The 17,098-nt window shown below is 39.3% G+C and carries 19 protein-coding genes and 1 tRNA gene; 12 read left to right on the forward strand and 8 right to left on the reverse strand.

The annotated features are described in order from the left end of the window. Window positions 1-54 precede the first annotated feature (54 nt). Both QXF67_00080 and QXF67_00085 read right to left on the reverse strand, forming a co-directional pair. A complete protein-coding gene (locus QXF67_00080) occupies window positions 55-1,311 on the reverse strand; it encodes an argininosuccinate synthase (protein ID MEM3059924.1) in 1,257 nt (418 codons plus the stop codon). 24 nt (window positions 1,312-1,335) lie between these two features. Next, window positions 1,336-2,241: a transcription initiation factor IIB gene (locus QXF67_00085; GenBank protein MEM3059925.1), complete on the reverse strand. Its 906-nt coding sequence runs from the start codon at window positions 2,239-2,241 to the stop codon at window positions 1,336-1,338. 443 nt (window positions 2,242-2,684) lie between these two features. Between QXF67_00085 and QXF67_00090 the strand changes: the two genes are divergently transcribed. Beyond that, a complete protein-coding gene (locus QXF67_00090) occupies window positions 2,685-3,800 on the forward strand; it encodes a DNA repair exonuclease (protein MEM3059926.1) in 1,116 nt (371 codons plus the stop codon). 24 nt (window positions 3,801-3,824) lie between these two features. Continuing rightward, window positions 3,825-3,992, forward strand: a complete 168-nt coding sequence (locus QXF67_00095; protein MEM3059927.1) for a preprotein translocase subunit Sec61beta — start codon at window positions 3,825-3,827, stop codon at window positions 3,990-3,992. On the opposite strand, the gene QXF67_00100 is transcribed toward QXF67_00095, so the two are convergent. From QXF67_00100 to QXF67_00110, 3 genes are read right to left on the reverse strand one after another with little or no spacing between them, the layout of a single operon-like run. Then, window positions 3,964-5,121 (reverse strand): HD domain-containing protein, encoded by a 1,158-nt coding sequence (locus QXF67_00100; GenBank protein MEM3059928.1) that lies wholly within the window; start codon window positions 5,119-5,121, stop codon window positions 3,964-3,966. The two genes, QXF67_00095 and QXF67_00100, sit on opposite strands and share 29 nt — an antisense overlap. Before the next feature lies 1 nt (window position 5,122). Continuing rightward, window positions 5,123-5,842, reverse strand: a complete 720-nt coding sequence (locus QXF67_00105) for a hypothetical protein (GenBank protein MEM3059929.1) — start codon at window positions 5,840-5,842, stop codon at window positions 5,123-5,125. After that, a complete protein-coding gene (locus QXF67_00110) occupies window positions 5,835-6,542 on the reverse strand; it encodes a TIGR00296 family protein (protein ID MEM3059930.1) in 708 nt (235 codons plus the stop codon). The genes QXF67_00105 and QXF67_00110 overlap by 8 nt, the downstream gene beginning before the upstream one ends. Window positions 6,543-6,888: 346 nt before the next feature. Here QXF67_00110 and QXF67_00115 point away from each other — a divergent pair, with 346 nt between their 5' ends. From QXF67_00115 to QXF67_00125, 3 genes are all read left to right on the forward strand, one after another. Beyond that, a complete protein-coding gene (locus QXF67_00115; protein ID MEM3059931.1) occupies window positions 6,889-7,524 on the forward strand; it encodes an Era-like GTP-binding protein in 636 nt (211 codons plus the stop codon). A 55-nt stretch (window positions 7,525-7,579) separates the two neighbouring features. Continuing rightward, complete coding sequence (locus QXF67_00120) at window positions 7,580-7,888, forward strand: Zn-ribbon containing protein (protein ID MEM3059932.1); 309 nt, start codon at window positions 7,580-7,582, stop codon at window positions 7,886-7,888. Between the two features lie 250 nt (window positions 7,889-8,138). Beyond that, window positions 8,139-9,629, forward strand: coding sequence for a hypothetical protein (locus QXF67_00125; protein MEM3059933.1), 1,491 nt, complete (start codon window positions 8,139-8,141; stop codon window positions 9,627-9,629). Here QXF67_00125 and QXF67_00130 read toward each other — a convergent pair. Then, window positions 9,550-9,963 carry an archease gene (locus QXF67_00130; protein ID MEM3059934.1) on the reverse strand — a complete coding sequence of 138 codons (414 nt, stop codon included), beginning with the start codon at window positions 9,961-9,963 and terminating at the stop codon, window positions 9,550-9,552. The two genes, QXF67_00125 and QXF67_00130, sit on opposite strands and share 80 nt — an antisense overlap. A gap of 26 nt (window positions 9,964-9,989) precedes the next feature. Continuing rightward, window positions 9,990-11,252, reverse strand: coding sequence for a serine hydroxymethyltransferase (glyA, locus tag QXF67_00135; GenBank protein ID MEM3059935.1), 1,263 nt, complete (start codon window positions 11,250-11,252; stop codon window positions 9,990-9,992). A 55-nt stretch (window positions 11,253-11,307) separates the two neighbouring features. On the opposite strand from glyA, the gene QXF67_00140 reads away from it, so the two are divergent. The 4 genes from QXF67_00140 to purN are packed head-to-tail and all read left to right on the forward strand — an operon-like array spanning window position 11,308 to window position 14,517. Continuing rightward, window positions 11,308-12,153: a bifunctional 5,10-methylenetetrahydrofolate dehydrogenase/5,10-methenyltetrahydrofolate cyclohydrolase gene (locus tag QXF67_00140; GenBank protein ID MEM3059936.1), complete on the forward strand. Its 846-nt coding sequence runs from the start codon at window positions 11,308-11,310 to the stop codon at window positions 12,151-12,153. 6 nt (window positions 12,154-12,159) lie between these two features. Further along, complete coding sequence (locus tag QXF67_00145) at window positions 12,160-13,335, forward strand: folylpolyglutamate synthase/dihydrofolate synthase family protein (protein ID MEM3059937.1); 1,176 nt, start codon at window positions 12,160-12,162, stop codon at window positions 13,333-13,335. A 1-nt stretch (window position 13,336) separates the two neighbouring features. Next, on the forward strand, window positions 13,337-13,906 hold the full coding sequence (locus QXF67_00150) for a 5-formyltetrahydrofolate cyclo-ligase (protein MEM3059938.1): 570 nt from the start codon (window positions 13,337-13,339) through the stop codon (window positions 13,904-13,906). Beyond that, window positions 13,903-14,517, forward strand: a complete 615-nt coding sequence (gene purN / locus QXF67_00155) for a phosphoribosylglycinamide formyltransferase (protein ID MEM3059939.1) — start codon at window positions 13,903-13,905, stop codon at window positions 14,515-14,517. The genes QXF67_00150 and purN overlap by 4 nt, the downstream gene beginning before the upstream one ends. On the opposite strand, the gene QXF67_00160 is transcribed toward purN, so the two are convergent. Further along, window positions 14,514-14,774 (reverse strand): 50S ribosomal protein L35ae, encoded by a 261-nt coding sequence (locus QXF67_00160; GenBank protein MEM3059940.1) that lies wholly within the window; start codon window positions 14,772-14,774, stop codon window positions 14,514-14,516. The genes purN and QXF67_00160 overlap by 4 nt on opposite strands. A 75-nt stretch (window positions 14,775-14,849) precedes the next feature. On the opposite strand from QXF67_00160, the gene QXF67_00165 reads away from it, so the two are divergent. From QXF67_00165 to QXF67_00175, 3 genes are all read left to right on the forward strand, one after another. Beyond that, window positions 14,850-15,914 (forward strand): DHH family phosphoesterase, encoded by a 1,065-nt coding sequence (locus QXF67_00165; protein MEM3059941.1) that lies wholly within the window; start codon window positions 14,850-14,852, stop codon window positions 15,912-15,914. 38 nt (window positions 15,915-15,952) lie between these two features. Continuing rightward, window positions 15,953-16,139, forward strand: a tRNA-Trp gene (locus tag QXF67_00170). A 44-nt stretch (window positions 16,140-16,183) separates the two neighbouring features. Further along, window positions 16,184-16,894 carry an alanyl-tRNA editing protein gene (locus tag QXF67_00175; protein ID MEM3059942.1) on the forward strand — a complete coding sequence of 237 codons (711 nt, stop codon included), beginning with the start codon at window positions 16,184-16,186 and terminating at the stop codon, window positions 16,892-16,894. The last annotated feature ends 204 nt before the right edge of the window (window positions 16,895-17,098 follow it).

Genomic DNA, 17,098 nt, shown 5'->3' on the forward strand with positions numbered 1-17,098 from the left:
TTGTATCTCCCCTTCTAAAAGAGATGCGGGTCACTCAAAATCCAAAAAGGCTACTCACTGAATGGGTTTTTTGTTGTATCTCCTCTCTCTTTTTTGCTTTTCGACTATTGCACGATGAGCCATAAGGCGAATTGCATTTATCCTTATAAAGCCTGCCGAATCTTTCTGATCAAATCCACCTTCAATATGCATAGAGCTTAGCTCCTTATCATACAAAGATGAGGGGGATTCCCTTGCACGTGTAAAGACGTTTCCTTTATAAATTTCAAGGACAACCTTTCCGTCTATGTATTCTTGACTCTTGTCGACAGCAGCCATCAGAAATTCCATTTCAGGAGAGAACCAAAAGCCATAGTATATTGCTTCTGCCATTTTGGGAGATAGCATGTCTCGAAGTCGCATTACTTCCCTATCCATAGCGATAGATTCTATATCCTTATGTGCGATATACAGAATTGTGCCTGCTGGGGTTTCATATAAGCCTCGTGATTTTATTCCAACAAAGCGATTTTCAACCATGTCTACTCTTCCAACCCCGTTTTCTGCTCCAATTTTATTGAGATAAAGAAAAAGCTCAAGGGGATCCTCTTTTACTTCATTTGTATTGAGATTGACTACTTTTATTGGGTTCCCATCTTTAAAGTAAATTTCAAGCCAAGTGCTTTTATCTGGAGCTCTTTGTGGCGATACTGTGCGAGAGTATACTGAATCATCTGGTATATGAGCAGGGTCTTCGAGTATTCCTGCTTCATGAGATATGTGCATAAGGTTTTCATCTTCAGAATATGGTTTTGAAACCGTTGCTTCTACAGGAATCCCATATTTCTTTGCGTATTGCAGAAGGTCGTCTCTCCCTTTAAACTGAGATAAAAATTCTGGATCTTTCCAAGGTGAGATTATCTTTATTTTTGGGTCAAGAGCAAGATATGTAAGTTCAAAGCGACATTGATCATTTCCCTTTCCCGTGGCTCCGTGGGCAACGTATTGTGCTTCTTCTTCATGAGCGATTTCTATTTGATGTTTTGCAGTAAGAGGGCGTGCGAGAGACGTTCCTAAAAGATAGCGACCCTCGTAAATTGCATTTGCTCTGATTGCTGGGAATATGAAATCTGTTACGAATTCGCGCCTCAAATCGCGAAGAATAAATTTAGATGCTCCAGTTGAAAGGGCTTTTTGCTTTACTTTTTCAAAGTCTTCTTTCTGGCCAAGGTTTGCAGTGAATGCTATTACCTCATAGCCTTTATCGACTAACCACCTAAGAATACAAGATGTATCAAGCCCTCCGGAATATGCAAGAACTAATTTTTCCATTTGGGTCAGACTCGAGTTTAGAGTTTATAGTGCAACCTTTAAGCCGAGTTCTTTTTTCAGTTCTCTATATCTATTGCGGATGGTTACTTCAGTGACACCTGCCACATCTGCAACTTCCTTTTGTGTTCTTCTCTCCCCATAAATTGCGCTTGCGATGTACACTGCCGCAGCTGCAACTCCTGTGGGACCTCTTCCTGAAATAAGACCTTTTTTGATTGACTTTTTAAGGAGTTGAATGGCTTTTTCCTGGACCTGTCCGGAGAGTTTTAGTGCTGCTGTGAATTTGGGTACGTATTGAGACGGGTCGGTGAGAGGTACTTTGAGTTCAAGTTCCCTGCGAACAAAGCGATAGGCTCTTCCTATCTCCTTTTTTTCTATGCCCGACACTTTTGCGATTTCATCTAATGTGCGCGGGATTCCATGCAAACGACATGTCGCATAAATGACTGCAGAAACGACCGACTCAATGAGTCTGCCGCGTATGAGTTCTTCCCGGATACATCGGCGGTAAAGAAGGGCAGCGCTCTCGCGTATCGAATCAGGCAAACCAAGGTAGGATGCAATTCTATCAAGTTCTGAGAGGGCAATAGCAAGATTTCGTTCCATTGAAGAAGCAATAGATGCGCGCTTATGCCATTTTCTCATTCTATAAAACTGGGCTTGTTTTTTTGGAGAGATTTTTGCTCCACGGATATCCCTATTATATTGGTCTATTTCGGTTACTAATCCTTTGTTAGGACGCATAAATTTGATCGGTGCTCCTCCTCTCGCACGCTTTTCTTTTTGCTCTGAGTCAAATGCTCGCCACTCTGGTCCCAAATCAGCCATGCTTTCCTGGATTATCAACCCGCAGTTTGAACAGATAAGCTCGCCTCGTTTATAGTCCCTCGTAAGTTTTGTATTGCCGCAATCCGGACAAGCATTTGCCATAAAGCTCTACCTCCATGCTCATGCTTAAATGGGTTTTCGCAAAATAAGCATAATGTTTATAAAATGGTAGCTTTGCTTATGACCAACCTTATTTAAAAATGTTTCTGTTAAGCTATTGGGCGTTTAGAGTGGCAACTTCAACTAAAAACTGCTTTCTTTTTCTTATCTTATGCGCGATTGTTAGCTATTTAATTTAGATCAGCACTTTAGCTGTTGCTCTGATGAATCGCATTGTAGGAAGTGGGGTGGCGATTAAGAGTTCTTTATATAGGTTTTTGACCTGTTTAGGTTTTTGAGTGCTATGTTTTGGGCAGAATTTGTTACCTAGTTAAGAAATATACTATAAGGATGATTGTTATGATAGTGATTAGAGCAAAAACCAATTTATCGACCATAGTTTGGCTTATTAGATTTTCTTTTATAAAAATGTTGGGGAAGGAAGCATGAGGATTGCCATTGTTTCTGACACTCATTTCGGCCACTCAAAATGGGGAGAAGACGCCTTTGTCCAAGGGCGAACGGCGATGATTGAAGCCTCGCAGAAGGCTGACGTTCTTCTTATGCCGGGGGATATATTTGATTTGCCAAATCCAACATTTTCGACTGTGTTAGATTTCATATCAATAATCAATGAAATTAAAATACCGATTTTGGCTATCTGTGGAACTCATGAGATAAAACCAAAGGGTGAGATGAATATTGTTAAGTTTTTGCATTTAGCAGGTTTTCTTGTTGACATCCACAGAAATCCTCAAGAATTCGATAAAGATGGACAAAAAGTAGTTATTGTAGGATTAGGAGGAGTCCCTGAGGACTTGTTCAAACCTGCATTGGCACGGATTAGGTTTGAACCAAAGAAAGGTGCATTTAACATATTTGTATTCCACCAATCCTTGTCTGAATTTATCTTCTCCAAAAATGAGGAATTTGCATCCTTCGAAGACCTGCCGCCGGGATTTGATTTATACGTTTGTGGCCATGTACATAAGAAAAAGGAAGCTTATGGTGGAAAATTGATTATTCCTGGTTCAACTGTACTGACCCAAATGAAGAAGGATGAGGAAGGGGAGAAAGGATACATCATATATGACACAAAAACTAGGAATGCGGAATTTTTTCCCATTAAGACACGTCCATTCTTTTTTAGAGAGATTTTTTTTGATAATGGTGAGCCACAGCAAATAGAGGATGAGATTAAACGAACAGTTAGAGAAATATTAAAAAGCAACGAAGGAGTTAAACCGATAATTAAATTATTTCTCTCTGGCACTATGCGTGAAGGATTAACAAATGCTGATGTGACTATCCCAAATTTTGAAGAGGCATTTGTTTTTATTGATAATTCAATTGAATCAAGTTCATTTGCAAAAAAAGTGAACGCTATTCGAATGATGATAAGTGAAAAAATGAGCATCTCAGAAACAAGTCTCAGAATACTGAGAGAACACCTTAAGATGAGTGGGGTAGAAGCCTCAGATTTAAAGGAACTTTTAGAAAAGCTTTGCGATGGCGAAAATGTGGATATTATTAAATACTTGAAAGAAGTTAAGAATGACTAAAAAAGGAAAGGAGTTTGAGTAGGTATGTCTGTATCACGGACAACTATAGGAACGCCACCTTCTTCAGCAGGAATACTTGGCATAAGTGCAAATGAAGATATGGGTGGAATAAAATTTGAACCAGGGGCAGTAGTAATTTTTACTGCAGTCTTTATCTTGTTGGTTAAAATCGTAGATTATCTGGTAAGATAGCTTCAGAGATAAGCTTTTTTGCTACCTTTTGCACTTTTGCTACATCTTGCTTCTCACAACAGACAATTATCTTTAAGCGGAGCCGTTCTGCCTGAGAAAGGGAGCTGACCAACGGGGATAGTCTCTCAAGATTTACTATTTTTCCAGATTCATCCTCTATTTTAACATTTATTGTGCGCACAAAACTTTGGGGAAAATCGACTATGACAACAGTGTCTGATTCACTTTCAATTTCCTCTTCAATCTTCTTTATGTGGCTCAATGGAATTGATGATGAATCAGCAATAAAGGCTTTTTTGAATAATCTTCTTTCCTGAAGTTGAGTTATTATTCTCTTGCACTCTGACACATTTTTGAGAAAAAGAAGGACTTCGTCGTCTCCAGCAGAAAGGAGGAATTCTCTGTCAATAGCATTGTTACGTAGCGCTAGCGATAGTGCCCGTTGCAACATTGCTGATGCTATCCTTACAGTAGGGTGCATATAGACTGCAGAATACATAAGAAAGCGACCAAGGAGGAGTGATTCTGCGGCTGCAAGTGCTCCATATTTTAGGTACAACCCGTCCTTATCAAAAGCGCATGTTGAGATAATTCTTTCTTTATCTATAACTCCATAAGCCACGCCTGTGTAGTGCGCATCTCTCAGAAGGTAATCCATTCTGTCGGAGCCTATGTCCGAGCTGATCAAACTGCCCGAGGAATTAGAAAAAGAGAGTTGTGATATCTCCTTTGGATCCCAGTTCTCTTTAAGTATATCAGATATTTCTCCTTTTTCAATTCTTTTTCTTCCGATTGTTTCATGGCTTCCAAGGAATTCTTTTGTTACTGCTTCAGATTCGTGGGAGAAGCAAATGTGTCCTATGTCGTGGAGGAGGGATGAGAGGCGGATTTTTTCTTTTTCCTCTCTAGAAATGCCACAAGACTGACAAAGTCTTTCAGCAAGCTCCATTGTTCCAAGAGAGTGCTCAAACCGTGTATGATTTGCTCCAGGATAAACCAGATGGGCCATAGCAAGCTGTCTTATTTTTCTCAGTCTTTGCATTGATGGGGAGTCTAAAAGCCTTTTTTCAGTTTCTGTTAGCTGAATGTCTCCATGAATAGGGTCACGGATTGTTAAATGTGATGGCATATTAAACAACTTGATAAAACCCTTTCTTTTTTTCTAAAATCTCTCCTTTTTCAGAGAGGAATGCGAGCATAACGCGGCATGCATCTTGATTTAAGTGAAGATCCTGTGAGAGCTGCTCTACAGTTTTGGGGGCAGAGGAAAGGGAGTTTATAAAGATGGGGGAATGGATTTCATAAAAAGTACGCGTTGCTAGGTAGAGGCGTTTGTCAAAACCGATTGTACCAAGTAAGTCACCTCTTTTTATAAGCTCACGCATCTGATTGTCTTGAAGTCTTTCTATTTCGGATGCCTCTAAAATGGCGTACTCCTTCCCTCCAAGTATAGGTGGAAGAAACTCCTTTTTTTCGGAGGTATCTTCAGGCTGCGGCTGGCTGTCTGTCCCTAACCTATATGCAGTCTCAGAGATGTTATAAACACCTTCCTTAGAATATTTTCCTTTTTTGAAGAGCCATACGGCTCTTTTTTCAAGTAAGGATGAAAGGACCTTTTTTTCTTCACTCGATAATATCTTTGATACGACCGAAGGTGTTCTATTTTCAAACTTAATTTTCGATAGTTTGTATATAACTGCCAACTCGATGGGGCTTAATTGGGTCGATGATGTCTCTTTTTTGGATTCTTCAAACGCGCTTATTGAGAGGAGGTAAAAGCCACCTTTTAGATGAAAAAATTCTACGTCTTCGGTGGGATTCAAGTCTACGCCTTCTGGAAGCTCAAGCAATGTGCGCTTTCCCTCTTTTATTATTTTTATTTTGATTTAAATCACCCTCATAGAAAAGGCCCAGATGGTAGGTGAAAGGAATGGATGTATACACCTCATATTTTTTTATTTTGCCATACGGTTCTTCTTCTGCAAATATTTCAGCAGAAAAAGAGTAGAACTCCACCTCCCCTTTTCTCCAAGAATCTGCCTCAATCCCCGCTTTTGTGCAACAGTGAGAAAGGAATTCTTCCTCGTTCCATCCTTGTTCATAAGCCACTTGAGGTAAGAGAATGCCGAACCGACCTCTGCTCATTGCTATTAAACCATCGCGACCTATCTTTATTTTCGTTGGATAATCGCTTGGCTTTTCAACGACCACTTTTTTTGGCACGGTTAGAACGCTTATTTCTATTAATATTTTATGGAGTTCCAAGGAAGTGAGAGGAGGAAAACGAAAATCCAAAAATGCTGAAGCAAGGGTATTTTCAACTACAGCGTCGCAGAGGGGCATTTGTGGAAAGGGGTGACCAATACACCCGCGAAGCTCTTTTAAAGGATAGCTCTTTAGAGTCACAAAAACTCCCCTTTTCTCTCCGAGAATCCCATCTCTTCTATCAGGATTTAGTTTTTCTCCTCTTTTAAAGTATTCTTCCAACGTTCTTCTTGCTAATTGAATTAGGTATGCTCCCTCTTCAAAAGAGAGATTTCCCTCCCCCATATTGATTCTTTTCAATGCAATCTTTAAATGGATTGAGATATGTGCTTAAAAGTTAAAACGGTATATATCTAAACTGGAGGCAGATTATAAGAAAAGAAAAAACAGAGAACGAAAAAGAAAGAGGACGTTTCCGGAAGAAGGAATGAGCTGGAGACTTAGAACTGCTCTATGGTTAATACTCTTCATCCTCTTCTTCGTCTTCCCAAGTATCTTCGTAGTCATCATCCTCATAGTCTTCTTCCTCATCCTCTTCATCAAACATGTGGTCTCACCTCTTTAGGGGTTTTTAGAAAAGAAAAGGTTAAAATAGCTTTCCTAAAAGAAGTTTTAAGAAGTATGATGAGATATGTTCACGCGAATAAAAACTGCTATAAGAATGTTATTATCTGCACTCTTTAAAAGTAAAAAAAAGCAGATAGCTCTTGGATTTTATGGCTCTCCCAACGCTGGAAAAACGACTCTCGCAAATCGGATATGTATGGATTTTGTTGGTGAGCCTATTGGGGAAGTTTCAGTTATACCTCACGAAACGCGTGTCGTACAAAAAAAGGAAAAAATTAAGATGAGGATCAACGGACACCAGCTGGTAATGGATATATTGGATATGCCGGGAGTAGCAGTAAAGGTTGATTATAGGGACTTTATGGCGTACGGCTTATCAGCAAGAGAAGCACAGGCGCGAGCAAAAGAAGCCACAAGAGGCATTATTGAAGCAATTAAGTATCTTGAAGAGGTGGATGCAGCTCTAGTTATTATGGACGCATGCGAGGAGCCATATAACCAAATCAATGCAACTATTTTAGGTAATCTTGAAGCAAGGAATATCCCACTTCTTATAGTGGCAAACAAAATGGATAAGGTAGAGGCAAACTCACAGAGAATTCGGGAGGTCTTCCCTCAATATCCAGTCGTTGAAATTTCTGCACTCACTGGAAAAAATATAGATGTACTTTACTCAGAAATTTTAAAGAGGCTTGCATAAAAATTAGAGCAACTTTAAAATTAAATTTAATAACTCTTCTTGACTAAAATGTAACATGCACAAATGTCTTAGATGCGGAAAGTTGATTAAAAACATAGAAGAAGCAGAAGAAGGGTGTCGTTGTGGTTCAAAGGTCTTTTTATTTCAGGGTAAAAAAGAAATCGATGATGTGGGGGATGCTGAATGGATAGAAAAAGAGTTGACAAAGAGATTTGGGACTGACGGACACGCCATCGTGCTTGATTTAGAAAATGTAAGAATGAAGTCACGTGGGGTTTTTGAATTGAATATTAATTCTCTTATGAAAAACGACCCGATAGTAGTTAAGGATACAAATGGAGTTTATTATATAAAACTACCATAACAGCAATTTTTGTACTTTAAGAGATGACGAGATGATATTGGGGGGGGAAATAAGGCATCAGAACAAAAAACATCTAAATACGATAGAAAATTACTTCAACGTGTTGTTGAGCATATTCGGAACTTAGAAGCAATCCTACAATGGACAGAGTCTGTGAGTGAGCAGGAATATCAAAAGAGAAGATAGAGAAACTAAACGAATGGAGAATAGCTGAGGAAAGACTTTTTGCCTTGCGCGGGGAGAGAATCTTGTGCAGTTGTCATCTTTCAAAAAAAGTCTGAGAAACGGTTCAAATCCGAAGAAAGAGATAAGAAGCATTCGTATGGAGCGTCTTTATTACTTGTTGAAAGAAAAGATAATAAATGAAAATGAAACGATACCAACGAATATGTTGCTTGCTAGGAAAACGAACGTAATGCGAAGTACAGTCTCATCTGTATTTGAGCTATTTCCTCAACTTGAAAGAGTAAGAGGATGGAAAATCCTCAAGATGCCTCTTGTCCAATTCAGGAAAGGACTTGAAATCAGACACCCATGGACAAAGGAGTATGAATGGGTCGAGAAACGCTTTGCCCATGAGGTTGTTATGGCAATAAACAAGTTGAAGTCTGTTCCTTCAGAAGTTGCAATCAGCAGGCAGTTGGGATTCGCGAAGAGAGGTATTGTAATGAGCTTTTTTAACAGAATAAGTACAAGAAAAGATGAAAATTACAAAAAGATAAAGAAGGCGATGATAAGGAGGTTTGATTCTCTTTCTCATGATGAGCTTTTAAAGATTCTTTCAAAAATCACAAAACCAAATCCCATCCTTGCAGCGGTTAGAGATGAATTCATGAGAAGGGAGGTTAATAGGATTCTGATGCAAAGCACTATTCCGCTCACACTACGACAATTATCAAAAGAGATTAGGGTTACTTATGATGAATTTCAAGGATTTGTATCAAGAAATTCGGATATTAGGGAGATAGTTAGGCAAAAAAACGCAAGCTTGCTTTCTGACTCAATTTTAAAAGGTGAAAGACCGGGTATGATTGCTAGGAGGTTTCAAATAGACTTACGACAAGTTCTTACTGCATTAAAGGGGATAAAACCCAGTGACGTAATGATACATGTAACAAGAAATGTGACGAAGGAGGAAGCAATATCTATGGCTGCGGATATCTTCTCCTCCTTTTTTCAACTTTCGGTGCCCCGGCGTTTATGGGACCCGAGCAATAGAGGAATCTTGGAAATGGCTCGGCACAAATTTGATAGGACAAGTAAGGGGGGAGATATAAAAATCGTAGGCAATGCAGAAGTTGAGAAAGCGAATTTTGTGATTGTAATTCCTCCTTTTTTTGAGGAAAAAACTCTTATTGATGCCATAAATTTGTTGGACAGTGGCTCTTTAGTGATATTTGCGATTCCAAAAAAGATGGAGGTAAATAAGGACGTATTGGGTGCCTTAGAAGAAAGGGGATTTGAATGCAAGGTAAGGGAATTTAGATGGTTTAACGGCCTCGAAAGCGAAATAAAAAAGGTAGTTGTAATGATAAAAAAAAGCGAGGATGCGAGGCTTGAAACATTACCACTAATGTTCAAAAAACAGATGGAAGTCGTGGAGGATTCAAAAGAGAAAATGAGGATATTTTTGAAGAGGATAAGAGGAGAGGAAGCGGAGTTTACACATCAAGCAAAATACGGATTGAACAGCGGCCCTCTCCCTCATTTATCTGAAGTTCATGGAAAGTTACAGCCTTAACAGCGTTTCTAGGGCGCTTTTTTTCTCCATACGCTATTGCGAATAACTCAAAATTCTGAGTGTCCAACGTTTGCACTTTTACACGCGAAAAAACTATGTCTCTTATTTCGGACTCTGATAATAAAGTCTCAAGAAATCTCACAACCAATGATTCTTTGTTTTCACCCTTTACATGAACATTAATCTTTCTCTTTTCTTTTGCGTTACCAATCACGGAGAACATTGCCTTTGCGGCGTTTTCCAGTGCTTCTTTGAAATCTCGTCCGTATGCTTCATAAAGGATATCTGCTGTGTGGTCAAAAAAACGGTATTTAGGTGTCTTAATGGAGGGCATAAGGAAGGGGCACCTCGTCATTTTTCCTATGCTCTATATAGATGAGGGTAAAGTGGGAAGTTTTTTGTAAGTTCAATTACCTCGTTTCTTACTCTTCGTTTAGTTTCTTCATCTTTCCAGTTGTTAATAACTTTTGAGATAAGTCTTCCTATCTCTTTCATCTCGCTTTCTCTCATTCCTCGGGTAGTTAGAGCTGGAGTTCCAAGTCTTATTCCTGACGGATCAAGTGGACTTCTTTTATCAAATGGGATTGTGTTTTTGTTGCACGTGATACCTGCCTCATCTAATGCCGCTGCTGCTTCCTTTCCAGAGAGGCCTTTGTTTGTTAGGTCTACTAAGATAAGGTGATTGTCTGTTCCGCCGGAGACTAGAGAGAAGCCATTGGAGATGAGCTCATCCGCAAGAGCTTTGGCATTTTTGACTATTTGCCTTGAGTATTCTTTAAAGTCAGGAGTTAGCGCTTCCCCAAAAGCTACTGCCATTGCTGCAGTGGTGTGGTTGTGAGGGCCTCCCTGCATTCCGGGAAATACTGCGCGATCTATTTCCTTTGAGAATTTGTCCTTGCAGATTATTATTGCTCCCCGAGGACCTCGTAAGGTTTTGTGAGTAGTCGTCATTACTATATCCGTAGCTGGGAGAGGTGAAGGATGAACACCTCCGATTATTAGACCTGCTATGTGAGAGACATCTGCGAGGGAATATGCTCCAACTTCTTGAGCTATTTCTGCGAATTGGTTGAAATCTATTTTTCGTGGATAGGCAGTAGCGCCTGAAACGATTAGCTTTGGTTTTTCTTTCAGGGCGATTTTTCTTACTTCGTCATAATCTATTAAGTGCGTCTCTTTATCAACGCCATATGAAACGACACTATATGCCCTTCCTGAAAAGTTAACCTTGTGTCCGTGAGTGAGATGCCCTCCTTGAGTAAGAGACATTCCCATTATTTTATCTCCAAAGTTTAGTAAAGCAAAGTATATTTCTAGATTTGCAGGTGAGCCAGAGTAGGGTTGAACGTTTATGTGTTCTGCCCCCTTAAATAGGAGTTTTGCTCTTGAAATTGCGAGGTTTTCTATTTTGTCTATGAATACATTCCCCTCGTAGTAGCGGTTGCCAGGATAGCCTTCAGAATATTTATTGGTGAGAGGGGAACCCATTGCTTCCATTACTGCCCGCGAAACGAAGTTTTCTGATGGGATTAGTCCGAGACACTCTTCTTGCCTCTTTATTTCATCCATCATCATAGTATATAGTTCTAAATCCTGTTTTTGAATAGATTCAAGGGCACACATTGCGTTTAAGCTATATCTTGGAATGTTTATATTAATTCCTTTTACTAATATTTTTATGGCAAAGATACTCGATGGAAGGGCAATTTCTAAAAAAATAATTAGTGATGTTGCATTGGAAATTAAAAATGAAAGAGCAAAAATAACCTTAGCTGTCGTTTTGGTAGGAGAAGATGCTGCATCAAAAATATACGTAAGGAAAAAGGAAGAAGCATGTAGGGAGGCAGGGATTATATCAATAAGACGAGAACTCCCCTCAAATACGTCGGAGGATGCTCTTTTGAAATTGATATCTGAACTTAATTTTGACAGAAAGGTAGATGGGATATTGGTTCAACTTCCGCTTCCCCCACATATAAATGAGCGACATATTTGCTCAGCAATTGCGCCTGAAAAGGACGTTGATTGCGCTAATCCTGAAAACGTGGGGAAGTTCTATCTTGGTGAATTCTCACTTGCTCCTTGCACGCCAAAAGGAATAATAGAGCTTTTAGAGAGTTATAAAATTAATTTAGCAGGAAAAAGTGTTAGCATAATTGGGAGAAGCAACACTGTTGGAAAGCCCCTTGCAATGATGATGCTTTCAAGAGACGCTACAGTAACAATAGCTCACTCTAAGACAAAGAATTTGGAAAAGCATACTGCTAATGCAGATGTTGTTGTTTCTGCTACTGGAAAAATTGGACTTATAAAAGGCGAGATGATTAAAAGAGGAGCGATCGTGGTTGACGTAGGGATCAACAGAGTTGGAAAAAAAGTATATGGAGACGTAGATTTTGAGTCTGCTTCTAAAAAAGCTGGATGGATAAGCCCGGTTCCTGGAGGAGTTGGACCAATGACAGTTGCTGCTCTGATTCAGAACACTTACTACCTATGGAAAAGATATCATGGCACACAGGTGTAGAGTAACATGTACAAAAGTGCAAAGGGGAGGATACTTTCACTTAGTGGACAAGGTATGAAATTTGGACTTGGAAGAATCAAGAAGGCATGCAAACTTCTTGGGCATCCAGAAAAAAAAATTTTGTGTATACACGTTTGCGGGACTGTTGGAAAAGGTTCGACTACTGCCATGATAGCATCTATTTTGAAAGAAGCTGGATTTAGAGTGGGCGAATTTTATTCTCCACATATTTTGAGTTATAATGAAAGGATACAGATAAATGGTAAACCCATAAGCGATAAGGATATTGAAGAGTTATATTCTGACATTGCAAAGCTTCCTGTAAGGCTTACTTTCTTTGAGTTTACTACCCTCCTTGCCCTCCTTTATTTTGTAAAGAAAAGATGTGACTTTGCAGTGTTGGAGGCAGGATTAGGAGGAAGGTTGGATGCCACGCGTGTGGCTGGTGGTAAGTATTGCGTAATTACAAGAATAGACTATGACCACACACGGATTCTTGGAGAGAGTTTAGAGGAGATAGCGTATGAGAAATGCGGATTGATTGATAAAGGAGCAATAGTTGTTACGATAAAACAAAGAAGAAGTGTGATGGAGACAATAAGAAAACAATGTATGAAAAGAAATGCTAAGTTTATAGTTTCCGAAGAACTGCCAGATAATTTTCAATTGAAACTATGCGGTTCTTTTCAAAGAGAAAATGCTGGACTTGCCAGAACTCTTGGGATTGAAATTGGAATAGAGGAGGAGAGTATAAGAAGAGGATTAAAAAATGCATTTGTGCCGGCTAGAATGCAGAGACTCGAAAAACAGGTACTTATTGATTCTGCACATAATCCTGTTGGTATAAAGGCACTTGTAAAAGAACTTGAAAAAATGAAGTTTGAAAAACTCACGGTTCTGTTTTCTGCAATGAAAGATAAGGATTATGCAAGTGAGATAAAAATTCTTGGAAAGAAAGCGGATACGTTTATCTCTACAAACGTTCCTATCAAAAGAGGCGAGAGTCACGAGAAACTTTATAACGAAGCAAAGAAGTATTGTAAAAGATTAATAGGTGTAAAGAATCCAAAGATGGGATTTGAAATTGCCAAGGGCATTTTAGGAAAGAATGACTTAGTTGTGGTAAGCGGTTCTATGTATCTTCTATCGGAAATTTTTGGGAAAGAGGGAGTGGGGATGTGAGATGAAAAACGAAATAAGAAAAAGAATGAAAGAATTAAGAAAGCTCCAAACCGAATCTCAGATAATAAAGAAGAGCCATAAAATCGAGGAAAAACTTTTTTCTCTCCCGGAATTTCTAAAATCAAAAAAAGTAATGTTTTATCTCTCAAAGAGAGATGAGGTAAGAACAGAGAAGATGGTATTGAGAAGCATTTCTGATGGGAAGGCCGTATTTCTCCCTAAAACTGACATTAAAAAGAAGGAGATGAGAGTATATGAAATAAGCTCTCTTGATCAGTTAGTAATGGGGCCGTATGGGGTTCTAGAACCGCAGGCTCTCGGTAAGGATGCCGAACCAAAAAATATTGAATGTGTAGTTGTACCGGGGATTGCGTTTGATGTACATGGAAACAGAATTGGACATGGACTTGGATACTACGACAAGTTCTTGAAAAAAGTAGGGAAGGATACCTGCTTGATAGGACTGGGGTTTGATTTTCAGATTGTAGGAATTAAAATTCCAACACAGCATTACGACGTTAAGATGAATTTTGTGGTTACAGAAAAAAGGGTAATTAGGTGTGAGAGATGACTATAAGAATTGCTGTCCTTGCATCTGGCAGAGGAAGCGACTTTCAGTCAATAATAGACGGTATTGAAAAAGGAGAAGTAGACGCAAGAATAGAGATAATGATTACCGATAATCCAAATGCAGGAGCGATAGAGAGGGCAAAAAAGCATGGTATTCCTTATAGAATAATTGAAAGAAAAAGTTACTCCTCAAGAGAGGAACATGACTTAGAAATTATGAGAGAATTAGATAAACATAATTTAGACCTTGTTGTGTTGGCAGGATATATGCGCATTATAAAGGCAAGAGAATTTTTGGAAAAATATAAATGGCGGATAATAAATATACACCCCTCTCTTCTCCCTAAATATGCGGGGGCTCATGCTCAAAGAGATGCTTTTGAGGCAGGTGAGAAAGTCTCTGGCTACACTATCCATTTTGTAGACGAAAACCTCGACGGTGGACCAATCATTTATCAGGAGGAAGTGGACATTTCCGATTGCAAAACTGCAGATGAGGTTGCATCAAAAATTCTTCAAAGAGAGCATATTGGTCTGCCGAAGATTGTGGATTCGTTTGCGAAGGGGAGATATGAAGTTGTTGGAGGAAAAGTAATTTACAAAAAAGATTAAGTGATTATTTTTAGCTTTGTACCTATTGCCTGGCCCGGCAAGCCGCGCTTGAACCTTGCAATAACCGAACCCTTGTTCCCATGGGCCTTTGAGATTTTGCCTAATATCTCTTTTCCACTTGGGGTTTTCCACAATACTTTTTTACCTAAAAGAGAATGCGCCGTATCTCTATTTGTTATGCCATCTATTTTGAGTATGTATTGGTTGGTGTATTCTGTCCTTCTTCCTCTACGATAATTTACAATTACTCCTTCCATGAGATAAACACCCTTGAGAAAGAGTATTATTTAATAAGAAGCTTTTATAAAACCTCCAGCCAAGTGATGCAAGAGATGACAAAAACAAGTGAGGGTTTAGGTAAGAAGATAAAAGATACGGCCAATGCTTTGCTCGAAGCTTCTCGAAGCGGAGCGTTTGCGCTGATACGATATCACAATGATGCTGATGGTATATGTGCTGCTCTGAGTATAGGAAAGATTTTTTTTAACCCACCCCCCCTTTTTATTCCATCACATTCTGCAACTTATTCCTTGGAGGAAGCTGAGGATGATGCAGAGATTCTACTTAAAAAAGAAAAACCGCTGTGCATACTTCTAGATTTTGGCGTAAATGATGAGAGTGTTCGGGCTATTGGAAGATTAAAGGATGAGGGGATAGAGGTACTAATTATAGACCATCATCCTATTTCAAATAGACTACAGCATGTTGATTTTTTGGTTTCTCCTCTCCTTTATTCGCTTTCGTCCGATTATACGACCGGATTTTTGTGCGCACAAATCGCTAAATATGCTGGGATAAGTGATAAAAGCGTTGATATGTATGGTAGGGTCTCCATAGCAGGCGATAAAAGTGAGCTTATCAAAGTTGGTGAAAAAGAAAGGAAGGCCGCAATGATTCTTGAATTTGTTTCGTCATCTTCTGAATTTCCAAAAAATGTGCAGTATTACGAACGTGTGTTAGAGGATAAGGAACTCTTTGATTCCTTATGGCTGTGTGCAAAAGATAAGTTTGAGAAGATATTAGAAGGGTCAAGGACGTGTACAAGAGTAGTGGAGAAGGAAAAGTGGAAGCTATATTATATAAACGTTGATAAACTTACCAAAAGAGAGCATTTTCCTTCAAAAGCAAAAGCATTGACAGTTATCTTTGATGCTATTTGCGAGGTTGAGAGTAAAAAGGCAGTTATTGTTGTTGGGTGGGGGGATGCGCTAATTGTATTTAGGGCTAATCGTGAAGCCATTGAAGCCGGATTTGATTCAATCAAAGTGATAGAGATGGTTAAAGCAGAGATTGGTAATGCCATAAGAAGCGGTGGAGGCCATAGGGCTGCTGCAAGCATCCGTACAAAGAGAGGTTTTGGACCGATTATATTGAGAGAAATTGAAAGGATGATTTAAAAACACAGAACAAGATAAATTTCTCAAGAAACTTATAAGGGGGTGTGGCGTAACCTGGCAGCGCGGCAGGCTCCAGGACCTGAGGCTTCGCTTTGAACTGGCGCCTTCGGTGCTTGTGGATGTATCTGGATGTATCTATTCGTTATGGCTTTGAAGGGAAATAGGACAAAGCGTTCCTCTAGGCAAAGAAACCTGCATGTTAGGGTTCAAATCCCTACATCCCCACTTTGTATACATTTCGCTAAGTTGAGGTTGAAAGGAGTTTGGATATGGAGGAGCAACTTTACTTAAAAGACTCGTATGCGAGTACCTGTGATTCAAAGATAGTAAGAGTTATAGATGGAAGATTTATCGAGCTTAGTGAAAATCTTTTTTATCCCGGCGGCGGTGGACAACCTGCCGACGGAGGTAAAATTATTAGAGGAGATGAGGAATTTCAACTAATTTCAGCTAAAAAGGAGGGTGGGTGGATAAGCTACGAAGTGGAAAAAGAGGGGTTAAGAGAAGGAGATACTGTAAAGTGTATCTTGGATTGGAAGAGAAGGTATAAGCTAATGAGATTGCATAGCGCAGCCCATACACTTGCAGCTCTTCTTCACAAAGAAAGTGGCGCTCTTATAACGGGAAATCAAATCGACGAAGAAAAAGCAAGGTTCGATTTTTCGTTGGAAAGCTTCGAGAGGACAATGTTTGAAAATTGCATAAAAAAGGCAAACGAGTTGTTCTTGAAGAATATTCCAGTAAAAACGTATTATCTTCCCAGAGAAGTAGCTATGAATATGCCTGGGATAGTAAAGCTAGCGCGAGCGCTACCACCAAGTGTAGAACAACTAAGGATTGTTGAGATAGAGGGAATTGACGTGCAGGCGGATGGAGGAACGCATGTAAGGAATCTCTTAGAAGTAGGCCAAATTGAATTTTTAAAGGCTGAAAACAAAGGAAAAAGCAACAGAAGAGTTTATTTTAAGCTCAAGGAGTAGAACAACTTCTATATGATGAGATGCAGGTTTGCTGAAAGCTTGAGAAGCGATGAGGATAACCTGGAGCACTGACTTAAAAACATTATTGATATCTTGGGTAGTAACCCATCTCTTTTATTCGTCTAGCTAAATGTCGTTGGATAACCCACCTGTGCCTGCCAGACATATGTCTCCCACGTTTTTATTTAGAATTATGTGGTAAAG

The sequence above is a fragment of the Candidatus Anstonellales archaeon genome (assembly GCA_038869735.1).
Classification (GTDB): domain Archaea; phylum Micrarchaeota; class Micrarchaeia; order Anstonellales; family CG1-02-47-40; genus JAWCQO01.